12 protein-coding genes and 1 pseudogene are annotated in these 15504 nt (G+C 72.1%); 8 read left to right on the top strand and 5 right to left on the bottom strand.

Features of this window, described 5'->3' with window-relative positions:
• Positions 1–255: 255 nt before the first annotated feature.
• The 3 genes from ABZ810_RS04460 (at position 256) to ABZ810_RS04470 (ending at position 4670) form a co-directional block, all read left to right on the top strand.
• Positions 256–2097: a 2-oxoacid:acceptor oxidoreductase subunit alpha gene (locus ABZ810_RS04460; RefSeq protein WP_358399133.1), complete on the top strand. Its 1842-nt coding sequence runs from the start codon at positions 256–258 to the stop codon at positions 2095–2097.
• Positions 2090–3208 carry a 2-oxoacid:ferredoxin oxidoreductase subunit beta gene (locus ABZ810_RS04465; RefSeq protein WP_358399135.1) on the top strand — a complete coding sequence of 373 codons (1119 nt, stop codon included), beginning with the start codon at positions 2090–2092 and terminating at the stop codon, positions 3206–3208. The genes ABZ810_RS04460 and ABZ810_RS04465 overlap by 8 nt, the downstream gene beginning before the upstream one ends.
• Positions 3209–3440: 232 nt before the next feature.
• Positions 3441–4670 (top strand): hypothetical protein, encoded by a 1230-nt coding sequence (locus ABZ810_RS04470; protein WP_358399137.1) that lies wholly within the window; start codon positions 3441–3443, stop codon positions 4668–4670.
• Positions 4671–4724: 54 nt separating this feature from the next.
• On the opposite strand, the gene ABZ810_RS04475 is transcribed toward ABZ810_RS04470, so the two are convergent.
• The 3 genes from ABZ810_RS04475 to ABZ810_RS04485 form a co-directional block, all read right to left on the bottom strand.
• Positions 4725–5264, bottom strand: coding sequence for a DUF937 domain-containing protein (locus ABZ810_RS04475; protein WP_358399139.1), 540 nt, complete (start codon positions 5262–5264; stop codon positions 4725–4727).
• A gap of 130 nt (positions 5265–5394) precedes the next feature.
• Positions 5395–6240 (bottom strand): YceI family protein, encoded by an 846-nt coding sequence (locus tag ABZ810_RS04480; protein WP_358399141.1) that lies wholly within the window; start codon positions 6238–6240, stop codon positions 5395–5397.
• Between the two features lie 94 nt (positions 6241–6334).
• On the bottom strand, positions 6335–9022 hold the full coding sequence (locus ABZ810_RS04485; RefSeq protein WP_358399143.1) for an MFS transporter: 2688 nt from the start codon (positions 9020–9022) through the stop codon (positions 6335–6337).
• A 108-nt stretch (positions 9023–9130) separates the two neighbouring features.
• Here ABZ810_RS04485 and ABZ810_RS04490 point away from each other — a divergent pair, with 108 nt between their 5' ends.
• The 3 genes from ABZ810_RS04490 (at position 9131) to ABZ810_RS04500 (ending at position 13464) form a co-directional block, all read left to right on the top strand.
• Entirely contained in the window at positions 9131–9751 is a 621-nt protein-coding gene (locus ABZ810_RS04490) for a TetR family transcriptional regulator (RefSeq protein ID WP_358399145.1), read from the top strand.
• 255 nt (positions 9752–10006) lie between these two features.
• Complete coding sequence (locus tag ABZ810_RS04495) at positions 10007–12580, top strand: alpha/beta fold hydrolase (protein WP_358399147.1); 2574 nt, start codon at positions 10007–10009, stop codon at positions 12578–12580.
• Positions 12577–13464 (top strand): ABC transporter permease subunit, encoded by an 888-nt coding sequence (locus ABZ810_RS04500; protein ID WP_358399150.1) that lies wholly within the window; start codon positions 12577–12579, stop codon positions 13462–13464. Before ABZ810_RS04495 ends, ABZ810_RS04500 begins: the two co-directional genes overlap by 4 nt.
• Before the next feature lie 23 nt (positions 13465–13487).
• Here the strand turns inward: ABZ810_RS04500 and ABZ810_RS04505 are convergent, their stop codons facing one another.
• A complete protein-coding gene (locus ABZ810_RS04505) occupies positions 13488–14027 on the bottom strand; it encodes an isochorismatase family protein (RefSeq protein WP_358399153.1) in 540 nt (179 codons plus the stop codon).
• A gap of 20 nt (positions 14028–14047) precedes the next feature.
• On the opposite strand from ABZ810_RS04505, the gene ABZ810_RS04510 reads away from it, so the two are divergent.
• Positions 14048–14389: an MmcQ/YjbR family DNA-binding protein gene (locus ABZ810_RS04510; RefSeq protein ID WP_358399157.1), complete on the top strand. Its 342-nt coding sequence runs from the start codon at positions 14048–14050 to the stop codon at positions 14387–14389.
• 522 nt (positions 14390–14911) lie between these two features.
• Here ABZ810_RS04510 and ABZ810_RS04515 read toward each other — a convergent pair.
• On the bottom strand, positions 14912–15256 hold the full coding sequence (locus ABZ810_RS04515; protein ID WP_358399159.1) for a VOC family protein: 345 nt from the start codon (positions 15254–15256) through the stop codon (positions 14912–14914).
• Positions 15257–15364: 108 nt separating this feature from the next.
• Between ABZ810_RS04515 and ABZ810_RS04520 the strand changes: the two are divergent.
• A pseudogene (locus ABZ810_RS04520) lies at positions 15365–15460 on the top strand (LysR family transcriptional regulator); the annotation flags it as partial.
• Positions 15461–15504: the final 44 nt, after the last annotated feature.

Consider the following 15504-nt stretch of genomic DNA (forward strand, 5'->3'; position numbering starts at 1 on the left):
GATGTCACATGACGGGCGGAACACCGGCCACGGCCGATCGATCACCGAGGCCGGACGGCGATCACGTCGATGCCACCACGGCGCGCGCTGCGGCGTCCCCCGGCGCCGCGGGGCCGCCACGTCGTCCCCTGCAGCCTCCAGCCCCCCGGAACAAGCAGTACATACCGGACATACCATGAAGGTAAGCCTAAGTAGCATCACGGTTCTGGGAGCCTCCCCCGGAGCCGGTGCTGCGCGTCGAGGAGGTCTTCCTCTGTGACCAAACAGGTCCAGCAACTCGACCGCGTCATCATCCGCTTCGCCGGTGACTCCGGTGACGGCATGCAGCTGACCGGTGACCGCTTCACCCAGGAAACGGCGGCGTTCGGCAACGACCTGTCGACGCTTCCGAACTTCCCCGCCGAGATCCGCGCCCCGGCAGGGACCCTCCCCGGCGTGTCCAGCTTCCAGTTGCACTTCGCCGACCACGACATCCTGACCCCGGGGGACGCGCCCAACGTCCTCGTCGCCATGAACCCGGCCGCCCTCAAGGCCAACATCGGCGACCTGCCCCGCGGGGCCGACCTGATCGTCAACACCGACGAGTTCACCAAGCGCGCCCTGGCCAAGGTCGGCTACGCGGGCAACCCCGTCGAGGACGGCTCGCTGGGCGAATACCACGTCCACGCGCTGCCCCTGACGTCGATGACGGTCACCGCGCTCGCCGACTTCGACCTTTCCAAGAAGGACGCGGAACGAGCCAAGAACATGTTCGCCCTCGGGCTGCTGTCCTGGCTCTACCACCGGCCCACCGACGGGACGATCGCGTTCCTGGAGAAGAAGTTCGCCAAGAAGCCCGAGATCATGAAGGCCAACATCGCGGCCTTCCAGGCGGGCTGGAGCTTCGGCGAGACCACCGAGGCGTTCTCGGTCTCCTACGAGATCAAGCCGGCCGAGCAGAAGCCCGGGCTCTACCGCAACATCACCGGCAACGTCGCGCTGTCGTACGGGCTGGTCGCGGCGGGCGTGCAGAGCGGGCTGCCGATCTACCTCGGCTCGTACCCGATCACCCCGGCCTCCGACATCCTGCACGAGCTGTCCAAGCACAAGCGGTTCGGCGTGCGGACGTTCCAGGCCGAGGACGAGATCGCCGCGGTCGGTGCCGCGCTGGGCGCCTCGTTCGGCGGCTCGCTGGGCGTGACCACCACCTCCGGCCCCGGCCTGGCGCTCAAGAGCGAGACCATCGGCCTCGCCGTCGCCACCGAGCTGCCGCTGCTGGTGATCGACGTGCAGCGCGCCGGCCCGTCCACCGGTCTGCCGACCAAGACCGAGCAGGCCGACCTGCTGCAGGCCATGCACGGCCGCAACGGCGAGGCCCCGGTGCCGGTGATCGCGCCGCAGTCCCCCTCGGACTGCTTCGACGCCGCGCTCGAGGCGGCCCGGATCGCGGTCGAGTACCGCACCCCGGTGATCCTGCTGTCCGACGGCTACCTGGCCAACGGCTCCGAGCCGTGGCAGCTGCCGGAGGTCGAGTCGCTGCCGAAGATCGAGCCCGCGTTCGCCGAGGCGGACCAGGAGGACTTCCAGCCGTTCAAGCGCGACCCGGAGACCCTGGCACGGCCGTGGGCCGTCCCGGGCACACCGGGCCTGGAGCACCGGATCGGCGGCCTGGAGAAGGCCGACGGCTCCGGCAACATCTCCTACGACCCCGCCAACCACGACCTGATGGTCCGGCTCCGGCAGGCCAAGGTCGACGGGATCGCGAACGCCATCGCGCCGCTCGCGGTCGACGACCCGTCCGGCGCGGCCAGGGTGCTGGTGCTCGGCTGGGGCGGCACCTACGGCGCGATCTCCGCGGCGGTACGGCGCATCCGCAAGACCGGGCAGAACGTGGCGCAGGCCCACCTGCGGCACCTCAACCCGTTCCCGGCCAACATCGCCGAGGTGCTCCGCTCCTACGACAAGGTCATCGTGCCGGAGATAAATCTGGGCCAGCTGGCGCTCCTGCTGCGCGGCCGCTACCTCGTCGACGTGATCAGCTACAACCAGGTCCGTGGCCTGCCCTTCAAGGCCGAGGAGCTCGCGGGCGTCATCCAGGATGTGATCGACAGTGAGTGACACCGGAGTGAACGGCACCAACGGCAACGGCGCGGTCAACGGCACGGTCAACGGCGCCGCCGACCGCAGCGGGCGCACCGCCCTCTCGCTGGTGCCCAAGACCGACCAGAAGCAGACCCTGAAGGACTTCAAGACCGACCAGGAGGTGCGCTGGTGCCCCGGCTGCGGTGACTACGCGATCCTCGCCGCGGTCCAGTCCTTCCTGCCCGAGCTCGGCCTGCGCCGGGAGAACATCACGTTCGTCTCCGGCATCGGCTGCTCGTCGCGGTTCCCGTACTACATGAACACCTACGGGTTCCACTCGATCCACGGCCGCGCGCCGGCGATCGCGACCGGCCTCGCCACCTCCCGTCCCGACCTGTCGGTCTGGGTGGTCACCGGCGACGGGGACGCGCTGTCGATCGGCGGCAACCACCTGATCCACGCGCTGCGCCGCAACGTCAACCTCAAGATCCTTCTTTTCAATAACCGGATCTACGGGCTGACCAAGGGGCAGTACTCGCCCACCTCCGAGGTCGGCAAGATCACCAAGTCGACCCCGATGGGCTCGCTGGACGCGCCGTTCAACCCGATCTCGCTGGCGATCGGCGCGGAGGGCACGTTCGTCGCCCGCACGATCGACTCCGACCGCAAGCACCTGCAGTCGGTGCTGCGGGCGGCGGCCCAGCACGAGGGCACCGCGCTGGTGGAGATCTACCAGAACTGCAACATCTTCAACGACAACGCGTTCGAACCGCTGAAGGACGCCGACGTCAGGGACGACATCACGATCCGGCTCGAGCACGGCGAGCCGATCGTCTTCGGCGCCGACCGGCAGAAGGCGCTGCGCCGCACGCCGGGCGGCTCGTTCGAGGTCGTGAACGTCGCCGACGTCGACCCGTCGGAGATCGTCGTGCACGACGCGCACAACCCTGACCCGTCCCACGCGTTCGCGTTGTCGCGGCTCGACTCCCCGGCGTTCGAGCACACCCCGATCGGCGTCTTCCGCAACGTCGACCGGCCGTCGTACGACGAGGAGATGCGCACCCAGATGGACGCGGCCGTCGAGAACCAGGGCCAGGGCGACCTCGGCGCGCTCCTCGGCAGCGGCGACACCTGGCGCATCGACTGACCAGCCGCCGCCGCGCCGGCCAGGCGCGGAACATGCTCACAGAGTGACAAACGCGGCCCGCGGACGCTGCGCACAACCGCATGATCACGCTAGAACTGGCGTGATCATGCGGTTGTTCACGTTCAAGGCTGGTGACTCGGCCGGGAGCCGACTAAGTTGCGGTTCGTCGGCACCGTGCAGGCTGGAAGACTGCTCAGGACGAACGTTGTCCAAGGAGACGGGGAGTTGAACGATGCGGGTCGTTCCGCGCCGGGCCAAGGGCCGCCCACGTCCGGAGGCGGCGGAGCCGCCGGCCGAGACCCGCGACGCTCCCGGCGACCACGGATCGTCCGCCAACGGCACCCACGCCGTCCCCGAGCCGAGCGGCGGCGCCACCAACGGCACCTCCCCCGCACCAGCCGAACCCGCCGCCGAACGCCCCTCCGAGACGTCCGCGACTCCGGACGCCACCCCATCGACCGAGCCAGGCGGCTCACCCGGCGCCGACACGCAGTCCGCACCGTCGCCCCCTGCCACCGACCCGTCCAGCCCAGGCACGCGCGGCCCAGCAGCGTCCGGCGCAGGGGCGTCCGGTGCGGGAGCGTCCGGTGCGGGGGTGAGCGGCGCCGGGGTGTCCGGTGATCAGGCATCAGCGGATGCCGGTAACAAGGCGTCCGAGGCGGGTAAGGCATCCGGGGCGGCGGAGGGTGGGGGTGCTCAGGCGGGGAAGCGGCCGAAGCAGTCGCGGTCCGATCGGCGCGCGGCCAGGAAGGCGGCCAAGGCCGCCAAGAAGGGCAAGGGCAAGGACGGAGCGGCGGCACCGGCGGCCGCGGCGACGCCCGAGGCCGCGGCGACGCTGCCCGAGGACCCGGACCAGAAACGCCGGGCCCGTTCCCTCGAACGGCAGCGCCGCGCGGCCCAGGTCAAGCGCGACCGCAACGCGCAGAAGCGCCCGCCGCAGGAGACCGCCGCGCGCGAGCACCGCTCGGCGCTGCTCGTCATGGTCATCACGCTCGGCCTGCTGATCGCCGCGGTCGCCGTCACGGGCGGGCTGATCGCCTCGTCCATGCGGACACGGCCGGTCACCCTGGCCGCGCCGCTGCACATCTATCCCGTCGCGGCCACCGTCCCCGGCCAGTGCCAGGCCGGTACGCAGGGCATCAGCTGGCCCACCGCGACCGGGCCGACCTGTTACGTGCTGACGCAGGGCATCGCCATCCGGCGGGTCGCCGACCTGCGGCTCCAGCGCGGCAAGACCGACGGCGCCTACGACGTCGCGCTCACGCTGCGCACCACCGACCAGCGCGCGTTCGCCGACCTGACCAGGGCGATGGTCGGCAAGGACCTCGCCTTCGTCGTCCGCGACCGCCTGGTCACGGTCCCCCGGGTCGAGATGCCGATCTCCGACGGCAAGGTCGTGATCACGGGCACCAACTCCAGGGCCGAGGCCCAGAAGTTGCTGCGCGAGCTCAAGGGCAGCTGAACGCGCGCGGCCCCGGAGCTCCACCCGCGCTGACGGCCCGGTGGTCCGGGCGGTTCAGCCGGTGGCGGCCTTGTTGCCGCCCAGCAGGCTGCCGAGCAGGTCGCCGATGGCGCCGAGGCCGCCGCCCGACTTCTCGTTCTGGAGTTCCCGCGCGACGCCGCCGGCGTCCTGCCCCTGCTTGTTCATGACGTTCTTGGCGATGAACGCCATCACGATCGGGGCCAGGATGAGCGCGGCCTTCTTGACCTGGTCGGCGGGCAGGCCGGTCTTGCCGCCGATCGCGTTGGCGACCGGGTCCAGCTTGTCGCCGAGCACATGGTTCATGATCGCGCCGCCCATGCCGCTCGCGGCCGGGGTCAGCGCGGAGATGTCGTTCGCCGGGTCGGCGCCGGTGTGGTCGCCCAGGGCGCTGTAGAGGTCGTCCGCGCCCTGCGGGTCCTCGGTGTTCTTGGCCAGTCCGCCGACGATGGCGGGCAGGGCGCTCTCGACGGCCTGCTTCGCCGTCGCCGTGTCGGTGCCGAGCAGCCCCGCGATCTGCTGGACGCCGTCGTCGCCCAGCTCGTTCATGACGCCTTCCTGCAACGTTCCGGTCATGCGTTCCCCCCGGTTCGAGTCCCCCTGGACACGCTCCGCCCGTACGGCGGACGGCCAACCGGATATCTGCCCCTAACCGGCGGAAACCACACCGGATCCGGAGCGGGTAAAGCGGGCTTCACCTGCGAAATCAGGCCTCGGGCAGCGTCTCGGGCAGGGCCTCGCCCTGGACCGCCTGGATCTCCAGTTCGACCCGCAGGGTCTCGCCCACGGCGGCGATCCCGGCCTCCAGGACCTGGTTGAACCTGATCGCGAAATCGGCCCGGCGAAGCTCGGCGACGGCCCGGAACGCGGCGCGGGTGCCGCCCCAGGTGTCCGGGCCGGTGCCCAGGTAGGTCAGGTCGAGGTCCACCGGCCGGGAGATCCCGTTCAGGGTCAGGGTGCCGTGCACGGTCCAGCGGTCCTCGCCCGCCGGCTCGACGCCCGTCCCGGAGTACTCGATCATCGGATGGGCCGCGATGTCGAGGAAGTCCGGCGAGCGCAGGTGGTCGTCGCGCAGCTTGTTGCCGGTGTCGATCGAGGCGGCCTCGATGCGGGCCGTCACCCGCGAGTCCTCCACCCGTTCGGCGATCTCGATCCGTCCCTCGAACGTGCCGAACCGGCCGCGCACGCTCGACAGTCCCAGGTGCCGCGCGACCGCGCCCACGCTGGAGTGCGCCGGGTCGATCGTCCACGGGCCGGCCGGAGGGAGCTCGGCGCCGCCCGAGCGGCCGAGCACGAGCGTGCCGGTGTGGACCGTCCCGGAGCCCGGCACGATGAGCGTCCTGGCGGCGGGCGCGTACCCGGCCGCCGTAACGATCATGGTGTACGTGCCGGGCGGCAGCGGTTCGGCCGCCAGCGTGCCCGCCTCGTCCGCCTCGATCCGCGCGACCTGGTTCCCGGCGAGGTCGGTGATCGTCGCGATCGCGTTCCGCACCGCCCAGCCGTCCCTGGTCCGCACCTGCCCGCGCAGGCCGGGCGTCGTCGTCTCGTTCATCGATTCCGTCCCGTCGTCCGTCTCCCGTCCGTGCGCCGCGTCGCGGCAGGACGGGGCCCGCCTCACGCCGCACCAGGAGGGCGGGCCCCGAGTCTCACTCCTCCGGGTGGCCGAGCCGCAGGTCGTGCGTGTCCGGCGCGCCGTCCGCGAGCGACAGCGCCGTGGCGACCGGCGGATAGCCGGACGCGATCACGGTGTAGCCGTCGCCGGTCAGGTCGGCGAACGCGTACTCGCCGCCGGGGCCGGTGACGACCGTCGCCACCACGTTGCCCGCGCCGTCGACCAGCGTGACCCGCGCGTCCTCGACGGGCGCGCCGCCGGGGCCGCGGACGGTCCCGCGGACGCTGACGCCCGGGAGGAGGTCCACGTCGTGCCGGGTGCGGCCGGTGGCGCCGACCTTGACCGGCGCCGCGACGGGACGGTGCCCGGCGGCGCTGACCGCCAGCGTGTAGGCCCCGGCGGTGACGCCGTTGAACGCGAACTCGCCGTCGGCTCCGGTGCGTCCCGTACCGACGACCTCGCCGCGCTCGTCGGTGACGACCACCATGGCGCCGTCGACCGGGGCGCCGTCGCCGCCGCGGACGGTGCCGGCGAGACCGCCGTCGCCCGCCAGCCGCAGGTCGTGGTCCACCGGCCGGTCGCCCGCGGTGAGCGTGACGGCCTGCGGCGCGTGGTCGCCCGCCGCCGCGATGAGGACGTACGTGCCCGCGCCCGGGGTGGGCATCGAGTAGGAGCCGTCCGCCGCGGTGGCGGCCCTGCCGAGCTGCTTGCCGGTCTCGTCGATCAGGGTCAGCGCGGCCGAGGCGACCGGTGTGCCGTCGCCGTCGCGCACCACGCCGCGGATCTCGCCGCGGCCTCCGTCCGGCTCGCCGCCGGCGTCTCCCGCGAGGTGCGCGGCGCCCGCGACGGCGGTGCCTGCGGGGTCCGGCAGGCCGGAGGCGGGGTCCGGCGCGCCGGAGCGGATGAGGGCGTTGAGGCTGTTGAGCGCCTGCCCGTTCGGCGACAGGCCGTTGCCGGGCGCGGGAGCGGCCGCTGACACCAGAGCGGGCTCCGGCGGCGGCACGGCGTCGAGCTCACGTCCGCGCGCGTGCCGCCCCGGCACGGCCGTGCTCCCGGGCACCGCGGCACCGGCCGCCGGGGCACCGGCCACGGCGGCACCGGCCACCGCGACCGCCTCGGGGACGCCGTCCCCGCCGCCCTGACCGCCCTTGCCGCCCTTGCCGCCGTCCGTGGCCGGACCCGAGAGGCGGCCGCGCAACGGCAGTTCCTTGAGGAAGAGGACCGCGAGGAAGCCGAGCACCGCGATCGGGATGCCGACCAGGAAGACCGCTTCCAGCGCCTTGGTGAAGGATTCCAGGACCAGGCCCTTGAACGGCTCCGGCAGGTTGTGGACCTGTTCGGGCGAGCCGAGGCTCGTCCCGGAGGCGGGCGGCCGGACGTGCGCGGCGGCCAGCGCGTCCTTGAGCTCGGCGGTGAGCCGGTTGCTCAGGATGGCGCCGAACGCGGCCACGCCCATGGCGCCGCCGAGGTTGCGGAAGAACGAGACGCCCGAGGTCGTCGCGGCCAGGTCGGCGGGCTGCGAGGCGTTCTGCGCGGCCAGGAGCAGGATCTGGAGCGTGAGCCCGAGCCCGATGCCCAGCACGGCGACGTCCGCGCCGATGACCAGCTTGCTGGAGTCGGTGTGCAGCTGCGACAGCAGGAACATCGAGCCGGCGACGAACAGCAGCCCGATCACCGGGAAGATCTTCCACCGGCCAGTCCGGGTGACGATCTGGCCCGACCCGGTGGAGGTGATGAACATGCCGATGACCAGGGGCAGCGTCATCAGGCCCGAGGCCGTCGGGCTCATGCCCTTGACGATCTGCAGGTACTGCGGCAGGTAGATCATGCCGCCGAACATCGCGATGCCCATGCACATCGAGCCGATGCTGGTGAGCACGAACGTGCGGTTGCGGAACAACCGCGGCGGCAGGATCGGCTCCCGCGCCAGCCGTTCGGCGAAGATCGCGCCGAACAGCAGGACGACGCTGATCGCGCCGAGCGCGTACGTCCAGACGGAGTTCCACGCGAACTCCTTGCCGCCCAGCGACAGGAGCAACATCAGCGCGGTGGCGCTGCCGGTGATGGTGAACGCGCCGAGGATGTCGATCCGGGTGTCGCGCCTGACCCGGGGCAGCTTGAGCACCTTCTGGATGACCAGGAACGCGATCACCGCGAGCGGGATGCAGACGTAGAAGCACCAGCGCCAGCCCAGGCCGTCGGTGTCCACGATGAAGCCGCCGAGCAGCGGGCCCGCCACGGTCGCCACGCCGAAGACCGCGCCCATGTAGCCGGCGTACCGGCCTCGTTCGCGCGGCGGGACGACGTCGCCGAGGATCACCTGGGCGAGCGCCGACAGTCCGCCGACGCCGAGTCCCTGGAACGCGCGGGCCGCGATCAGCTCGGCCATGTTCTGCGAGAGACCGGCGGCGATGGACGCGAGCACGAAGATCAGCAACGCGCCCTGGAACATCAGCTTCCGGCCGAAGATGTCCGACAGCTTGCCCCACAGCGGGGTAGAGGCGGTCATGGTCAGCAGCGACGCGCTGGCCACCCACGACAGCTGGTCCTGACCACCGAGGTCGCCCACGATCGTCGGCAGCGCGGTGCCGACCACCGAGGTGGAGATCATCGCGGTCAGCATCGCCATCATCAGCCCGGCGAGGATCTCCAGGATCTGACGATGCGTGTAGATCGGCCGCGCCTGGTCGTGGGTCGCCGTCGCCGCTGGACTCTGGCCCACCACGCCTGCTTGCGCCACCCTTCGCCCCCTACGTGCTAGCAATTACCTGTGCTTTGCACATATCTTATGTAGTCACCTGTTTACTTGCAACCGAGGGATACTGGAGTGGTGCTCGATCAAGCCGAGGAAGCGCGGACCGGACACGACCGGGCCGGCGACAAGCCCGACGACAGGGTCAAACGGCCCAAGCGCGACCGCGAGGCGACGCGGGCCCGGCTGCTGGAGGCGGCCCGCGACCTCTTCAGCGAGCACGGCTACGACCACGTCTCGGTGCGGATGATCGCGGCGGACGCCGGCGCCAACGTCGCGCTCGTCAACCGCTACTTCGGCTCCAAGGCCGCCCTGTTCGGCGAGGTCCTGGCGGGCGAGTCCACCCTCGAGCAGGCCTTCACCGGCTCCCCCGCCGACCTCCCGCGCCGCCTCGCCGAACACGTCGTCCGCGTCGTGCACCGCGCCCCGGCCAGCCCCATCCCGCGCATGCTCGACCGCTCGATCGGCAACCCGGAGATCCTCCCCATCCTCCAGCAGCACATGGAGAGGCACCTGGTCACGCCGCTGACCGCGCAGCTCGACGGCCCGGACGCCCGCGCCCGCGCCACCCTCGCGGCCACGATCATCATGGGCGGCGGCCCGGTCCGCCGCCTGCTCGGCCTCGACGACCTCCGCGCCGCCGACCCCGACGACCTCGTCCGCCGCCTGACGACGATGTTCGAGGCGGCGTTGTCCTAGCTGCGCGGCCTCGGCGGCCGAGCCTGGCGGCTCGTCCACCGAACCGCGCAGCGGGCGAGCGAGAGATCGCTTCGCGATCTCGTGCAGCTTCGCCTTCGGCTTGCTTCCCGACCCGGGCGCGCTCGGGTGCGGGATCCGGGTCCGGGCATGCGACTTTTGGCTGATCTTCGGGCGGCGGCGTACCGCGGCGGGCGCAGGTGGGGTCGGCTTGGGGGTGGAGCGCGGCGGGTCCCTGCGGCAAATAGGCTTTCAGGCATGAGGCTGGGGGGAGCCGGGCGGCTCCGGGAGCGGTGGGGCAGAGCCGGGCGCGGCGCCAGGGCGGCCACGGCCGCGGGGGCCGCGGTGGTGCTGGCCGGAGCGGGTGGTGCCGCCTGGGGGCTGGCGGCGGGCGGCGAACCCGCCGTCCGGTCGCAGGACCAGCGCGTCCAGGTGCTCGACGGCCCCAAGGACGACCAGCGTGTGACGTTGGACACCACGTTCTACAAGCCCGTCGGCCGGGAGCGGGGGCCGGCCGTGCTGCTCGGGCACGGGTTCGGCGGCTCCAAGGACGACGTGCGCGCCGAGGCCCGGGAGCTGGCCCGCGAGGGGTACGCGGTGCTGGCGTGGTCGGCGCGCGGGTTCGGCAAGTCCACCGGGGAGATCGCGCTCAACTCGCCCGACTACGAGGTCAAGGACGTCCGGCAGCTCATCGACTGGCTGGCGAAGCGGCCCGAGGTGCGGCTGGACGGGCCCGGCGACCCGCGCGTGGGCATGGCGGGCGAGTCGTACGGCGGGGCCATCGCGCTGCTGACCGCCGGATACGACGAGCGGGTGGACGCGATCGCGCCGCAGATCACCTGGAACGACCTCGCCGACGCGCTGTTCCCCAACGCGACCGGCCAGGGCGCCGACGCGGGGGTCTTCAAGAAGTTGTGGGCGGGGATCTTCTTCTCCAGCGGCATGGGCGAGGGGCCCGACGCGCGGAAGAACCCCTGCGGACGGTTCATGCCCGAGGTCTGCGACATGTACCAGAAGGTCGCCGAGACCGGCGCGCCGGACGAGAAGGCCGTCGAGATGTTGCGCCGGTCGAGCCCGGCGACGGTGGCGGGCCGGATCAAGGCGCCCAGCCTCATCGTCCAGGGGCAGGCCGACTCGCTCTTCCCGCTCGACCACGCGGACGCCAGCGCCAGGGCGATCGCCCGCAACGGCGCTCCGGTGTCGGTGGTCTGGTTCCAGGGCGGCCACGACGGCGGCGACCCCGAGACGGGCCGGGTGCGCGGTCTGGTGCGCGGCTGGTTCGACCGCCACCTCCAGGGCTCGGCGGACGCCACGACGGCGGACGGCTTCACGGTGACGCGGGCGGGCGGCATCGACTCCTCGACGCAGTCGGTGGTGATCGAGGCCGCGGAGACGCGCACGTACCCGGGCCTGAACGCCGATCCGCGGACGATGCCGCTCAGGGGCGGCGAGCAGACGATCCACAATCCGGCCGGCGGGACGCCCGCCTCGATCTCGGCCCTGCCCGGCCTCGGCGCCCTCGGCAGCCTGGGAGACCTGGGCGGCGCGGGCCTCGGCGGGCAGTTCCCGGTCGACATGCCCGGGCAGGCCGCCACGTTCGACACCGCGGCGCTGTCGGACCCGCTCCAGCTCACCGGCGCGGCCTCGGTGCGGCTCAAGGTGACGGGTGCGGGCGACGTCCCGCTGTTCGCCAAGCTGTACGACGTCGCGCCGGGCGGCGAGGCGTCCCCGGCCCGGCGGCTGGCCGCTCCGCTGCGCGTGGAGAAGGCCGACGGCGGCGGCGAGGTCACGGTGGCGCTGCCCGCGATGGACTACCGGTTCGACCGCGGCCACAAGCTGCGGCTGGTGGTGTCCACGACCGACATGGGCTTCGCGACCCCGGCCAAGCCCGCGACCTACCGGGTCGCGGCGGTGTCCGGGCTGACCGTGCCGACCGTTCCGTCGTTGCGGACCGCGCCGACGCCGCTGCCCGCCTGGGTCTGGATCCTGCCGGGCGCCGCGCTGGCCGTGGCCGCCGGGATCCTGGTGACCGGGCGGGGCCGCGGCGGCCGGGCGGAGGAGGAGTTCGACCCGGAGCTCGCCGAGGTGCCACTGAAGATCACCGGGCTGACGAAGGCGTACCGGAACGGCCACCTCGCCGTCGACGACCTCGGCTTCACCGTCGAGAAGGGCCAGGTGCTGGGGCTGCTCGGCCCCAACGGCGCGGGCAAGACGACGTCCCTGCGGATGCTGATGGGGCTCATCCATCCCGACGCCGGCGAGATGCGCATCTTCGGCCACCGGGTGACGCCGGGCGCGGCGGTGTTGTCGCGGCTCGGCTCGTTCGTCGAGGGGCCCGGGTTCCTGCCGCACCTGTCCGGCCGCGACAACCTGGACCTCTACTGGCGCGCGACCGGACGCCCGCGGAGCGACGCGCATCTGGAGGAGGCGCTGGAGATCGCCGATCTCGGCAGCGCCCTCGACCGCGCGGTCCGCACGTACTCCCAGGGCATGCGGCAGCGCCTGGCGATCGCCCAGGCCATGCTGGGCCTGCCCGACCTGCTGGTGCTGGACGAGCCCACCAACGGCCTCGACCCGCCGCAGATCCGCGAGATGCGCGACGTGCTGATCCGGTACGCGCGGGAGGGCCGCACCGTCATCGTCTCCAGCCACCTGCTGTCGGAGGTGGAGATGACCTGCACGCACGCGGTGGTCATGTCGCGCGGGCGGCGGGTGGCCGCCGGACCGGTCTCCGAGATCGTCGGCTCCGGCCGGCGGCTGGAGGACGCGTTCCTGGAGATCATCGCAACGCCCGCCGGTGACGCGGCGTCGGGCAACGGGGAGGCGACATGAGCACGACGGCACCGCTCAACGGCCGCCGGACCGGGGCGTCGCCGGACTCCGGCGGGCACGGCTACGACGTGCGGCACACGCTGCCGCTGCGGGTGGAGGTCGTCCGGCAGTTCCGGCGCCGCCGCACGCTGGTCGCGTTCGGCATCCTGCTCGTGCTGCCCTGGGTCCTGGTCCTCGCGTTCACGATCGGCGGCGACCCCGGGCCGGACGGCATCCCGAGCCTGGTGGACGTGGCGACCTCCAGCGCGCTCAACTTCGCGCTGTTCGCGCTGTTCGTCTCGGTGGGCTTCCTGCTGGTGGTCGCGGTCGCGCTGTTCTGCGGCGACACGGTGGCGAGCGAGGCGGGCTGGTCGTCGTTGCGCTACCTGCTGGCCGCGCCGGTCCCCCGCGCCCGGCTGCTGCGCCAGAAACTGGTCGTGGCGCTGGGGTACGCGGCGGTCGCCGTCGTCAGCCTGCCACTGATGTCGCTGGTGGCGGGCACGGTCGCGTTCGGCTGGGGCGAGGTGGAGCTGCCGACCGGCGGCTCGGTGCCGGTGTCCACCGCGCTCGGCCGGATGGGGATCATCGTCGGCTACGCGCTGGTCAGCCAGCTCGTGGTGGCGTCGCTGGCGTTCCTGCTGTCGGTCACCACCGACTCGCCGCTGGGCGCGGTCGGCGGCGCCGTCGGGCTGGTGATCGTGAGCAACATCCTGGACGCGGTCACCGCGCTCGGCGACTGGCGCGACTTCCTGCCCACCCACTGGATGTACTCCTGGATGGACGCGCTGCAGCCGCAGATCCAGTGGACCGGCATGGCCAAGGGCACCGCGCTCTCGATCGCCTACTCGGCGGTGCTGTTCGCGCTGGCGTTCCGCCGCTTCCGCACCCGCGACGTGGTGTCGTAACCGGCCGGGCCCGCCGGGCCGGGTCAGCCGGACTTGGGGCGGAGGGCGGCCAGGAGGTCGCCGGTGGTGGTGACGGTGCCGAGCAGCGGGAAGATCCGTTCGACGGCGAACGTGTGCATGCCGGCGTCGAACGAGGCCATCGCGTCCTGCGGGAACACCACCTCGTAGCCGTGGTCGCTCGCCGACCGGGCGGTCGACTCGACGCCGGCGTTGGTCATGAGCCCCGCCACCGCCACCGTGGCGATGCCCTGCTTCTGGAGCTTGTCGTGCAGCCCGGTGCCGTGGAAGGCGTCCCAGGCCCGCTTGGTGATCAGCAGGTCCCCCGGCCTGGGCTCCATCTCGTCGACCAGTTCGCTGCCCGGCGGCTGCTCGGGCACGTCCGGGCGTTCCGCCTGGACGATCACCACCAGCCCGCCGTTGCCGCGGAACGCCTCGGCGAGCCGCATCGCCTCCCGGACGACGTGGGCGCCGGTGACCGGGCCCGTCTCCCTGCCGACGATGCGAACCTGCAGGTCTATGACGAGAAGCGCCGTACGGGGCGCGTCGATGGTCAATGCGGTCATGGAGCGGCATTCTAGAGAGCGTGGCGGAAGCACAGACCGTACGCGAGATCGCGCTCTCCCTACCCGGAGCCACCGAAAAACCGGCCTGGGGGCTGGTGACCTTCCGCGTGACGAAGGGCATCTTCGCGAGCCTCTCGGATGACGAGAGGTCGCTCGGTTTCCGTTTTCCCCGCGAGGAGCGGACCGAAATGATCGCCGCCGAGCCCGCCAAGTTCTTCGTCCTCCCCGGGCACGACGACAGGTACAACTGGCTGCGCGTGCACCTGGAGGCCGTGGACGACGGCGAGCTGCGCGAAATCATCGTCGACGCCTGGCGGCAACTGGCTCCGAAGCGCGTCGTGGCCGAGTTCGACGGCGCCTGAAACGGCACTGGGGACCGCCCGAAACGGCCCCCCGAGATCGCCTGAATCGGCATTGGCCGGGACCGGCCGCATCAACTCCACCCCTATCGGTGTGACACCGAACGTATGCTCGTCGCCACGCAATGCAATATCAGCTTCCGCAAAATCGGTCGAAGAGGTCGAGGTTGTCGCATAAGCTCAGCGAACCTCACGGATGGCGACACCGTCGTACTGAGTGAGCGCGACATCGGCTCGATCGGCGGATTAACACCGACCGCAACGGGGGAGATGATCACCATGGCACGGCAGCAGCTCATCAAGCGCCCACGACCCCCACGTCAACCGAGCCCGCTCGACCTCCGGACTCCATCCGGGCGTCTCCTGCCCTACTGAGCGCCTCCTGACGTTCCGAACGCCATAACACCAAGACTTCCTCCGTCTCCCGCGGAGTCACACAGGACACAGGGCCCCCTCGACGTCGAAGGGGCCCTGTGGCGTTCCACGGCCGGGCACCCGGCCGCGTCCCGGTGCGGCCCGCCGCCGTCAGTTGTGGCCGAGCACGTTGATCACGTGCCCGTCCGGATCGCGCGTGAAGAACCGCCGGACGCCCCACGGCTCGTCCCGGATCTCGTAGACGATCTCCGCGCCGGTCGCCTTCAGCGTCGCGTACACCGCGTCCACGTCGTCCACCTCGACGCTCACCGACGGTTGCGGCTCGGGCTCGTCGTCGCGGACCAGGATGATCTGCGCCGTCGGGTTGTCCGGCGAGGCCAGCGTGGTCACCCACCCCAGGTTCATGACCTCGGCGAACCCCAGCCGCTCGTAGAACGTCCTGGCCGCCTCGAGGTCGGCTGAACGAAGGTCGGGCACCACCCTGCGGATCTTCATCCTCTCCTCGTCCCCCCGGCCGGGCCGTTCACACGCGAACCCGCGCCACAGGCCCCGCACCGCCGTTCCCCGCGACGCCGTCCGGGCACGGCTCCGTACCATGATCGGGTGGAACTCCGGCAACTGCGGTACTTCGTGACCGTCGCCGAGGAGCTGCATTTCGGGCGTGCGGCCGAGCGGCCGCACGTCTCGACGCCGACGCTCGGCCACCGCCTGGTCTGACACCCCGGGACGGACGGGGACGTCCG

The organism is Spirillospora sp. NPDC047279 (assembly GCF_040643285.1).
In the GTDB taxonomy this organism is placed as follows: Bacteria; Actinomycetota; Actinomycetes; order Streptosporangiales; family Streptosporangiaceae; genus Spirillospora.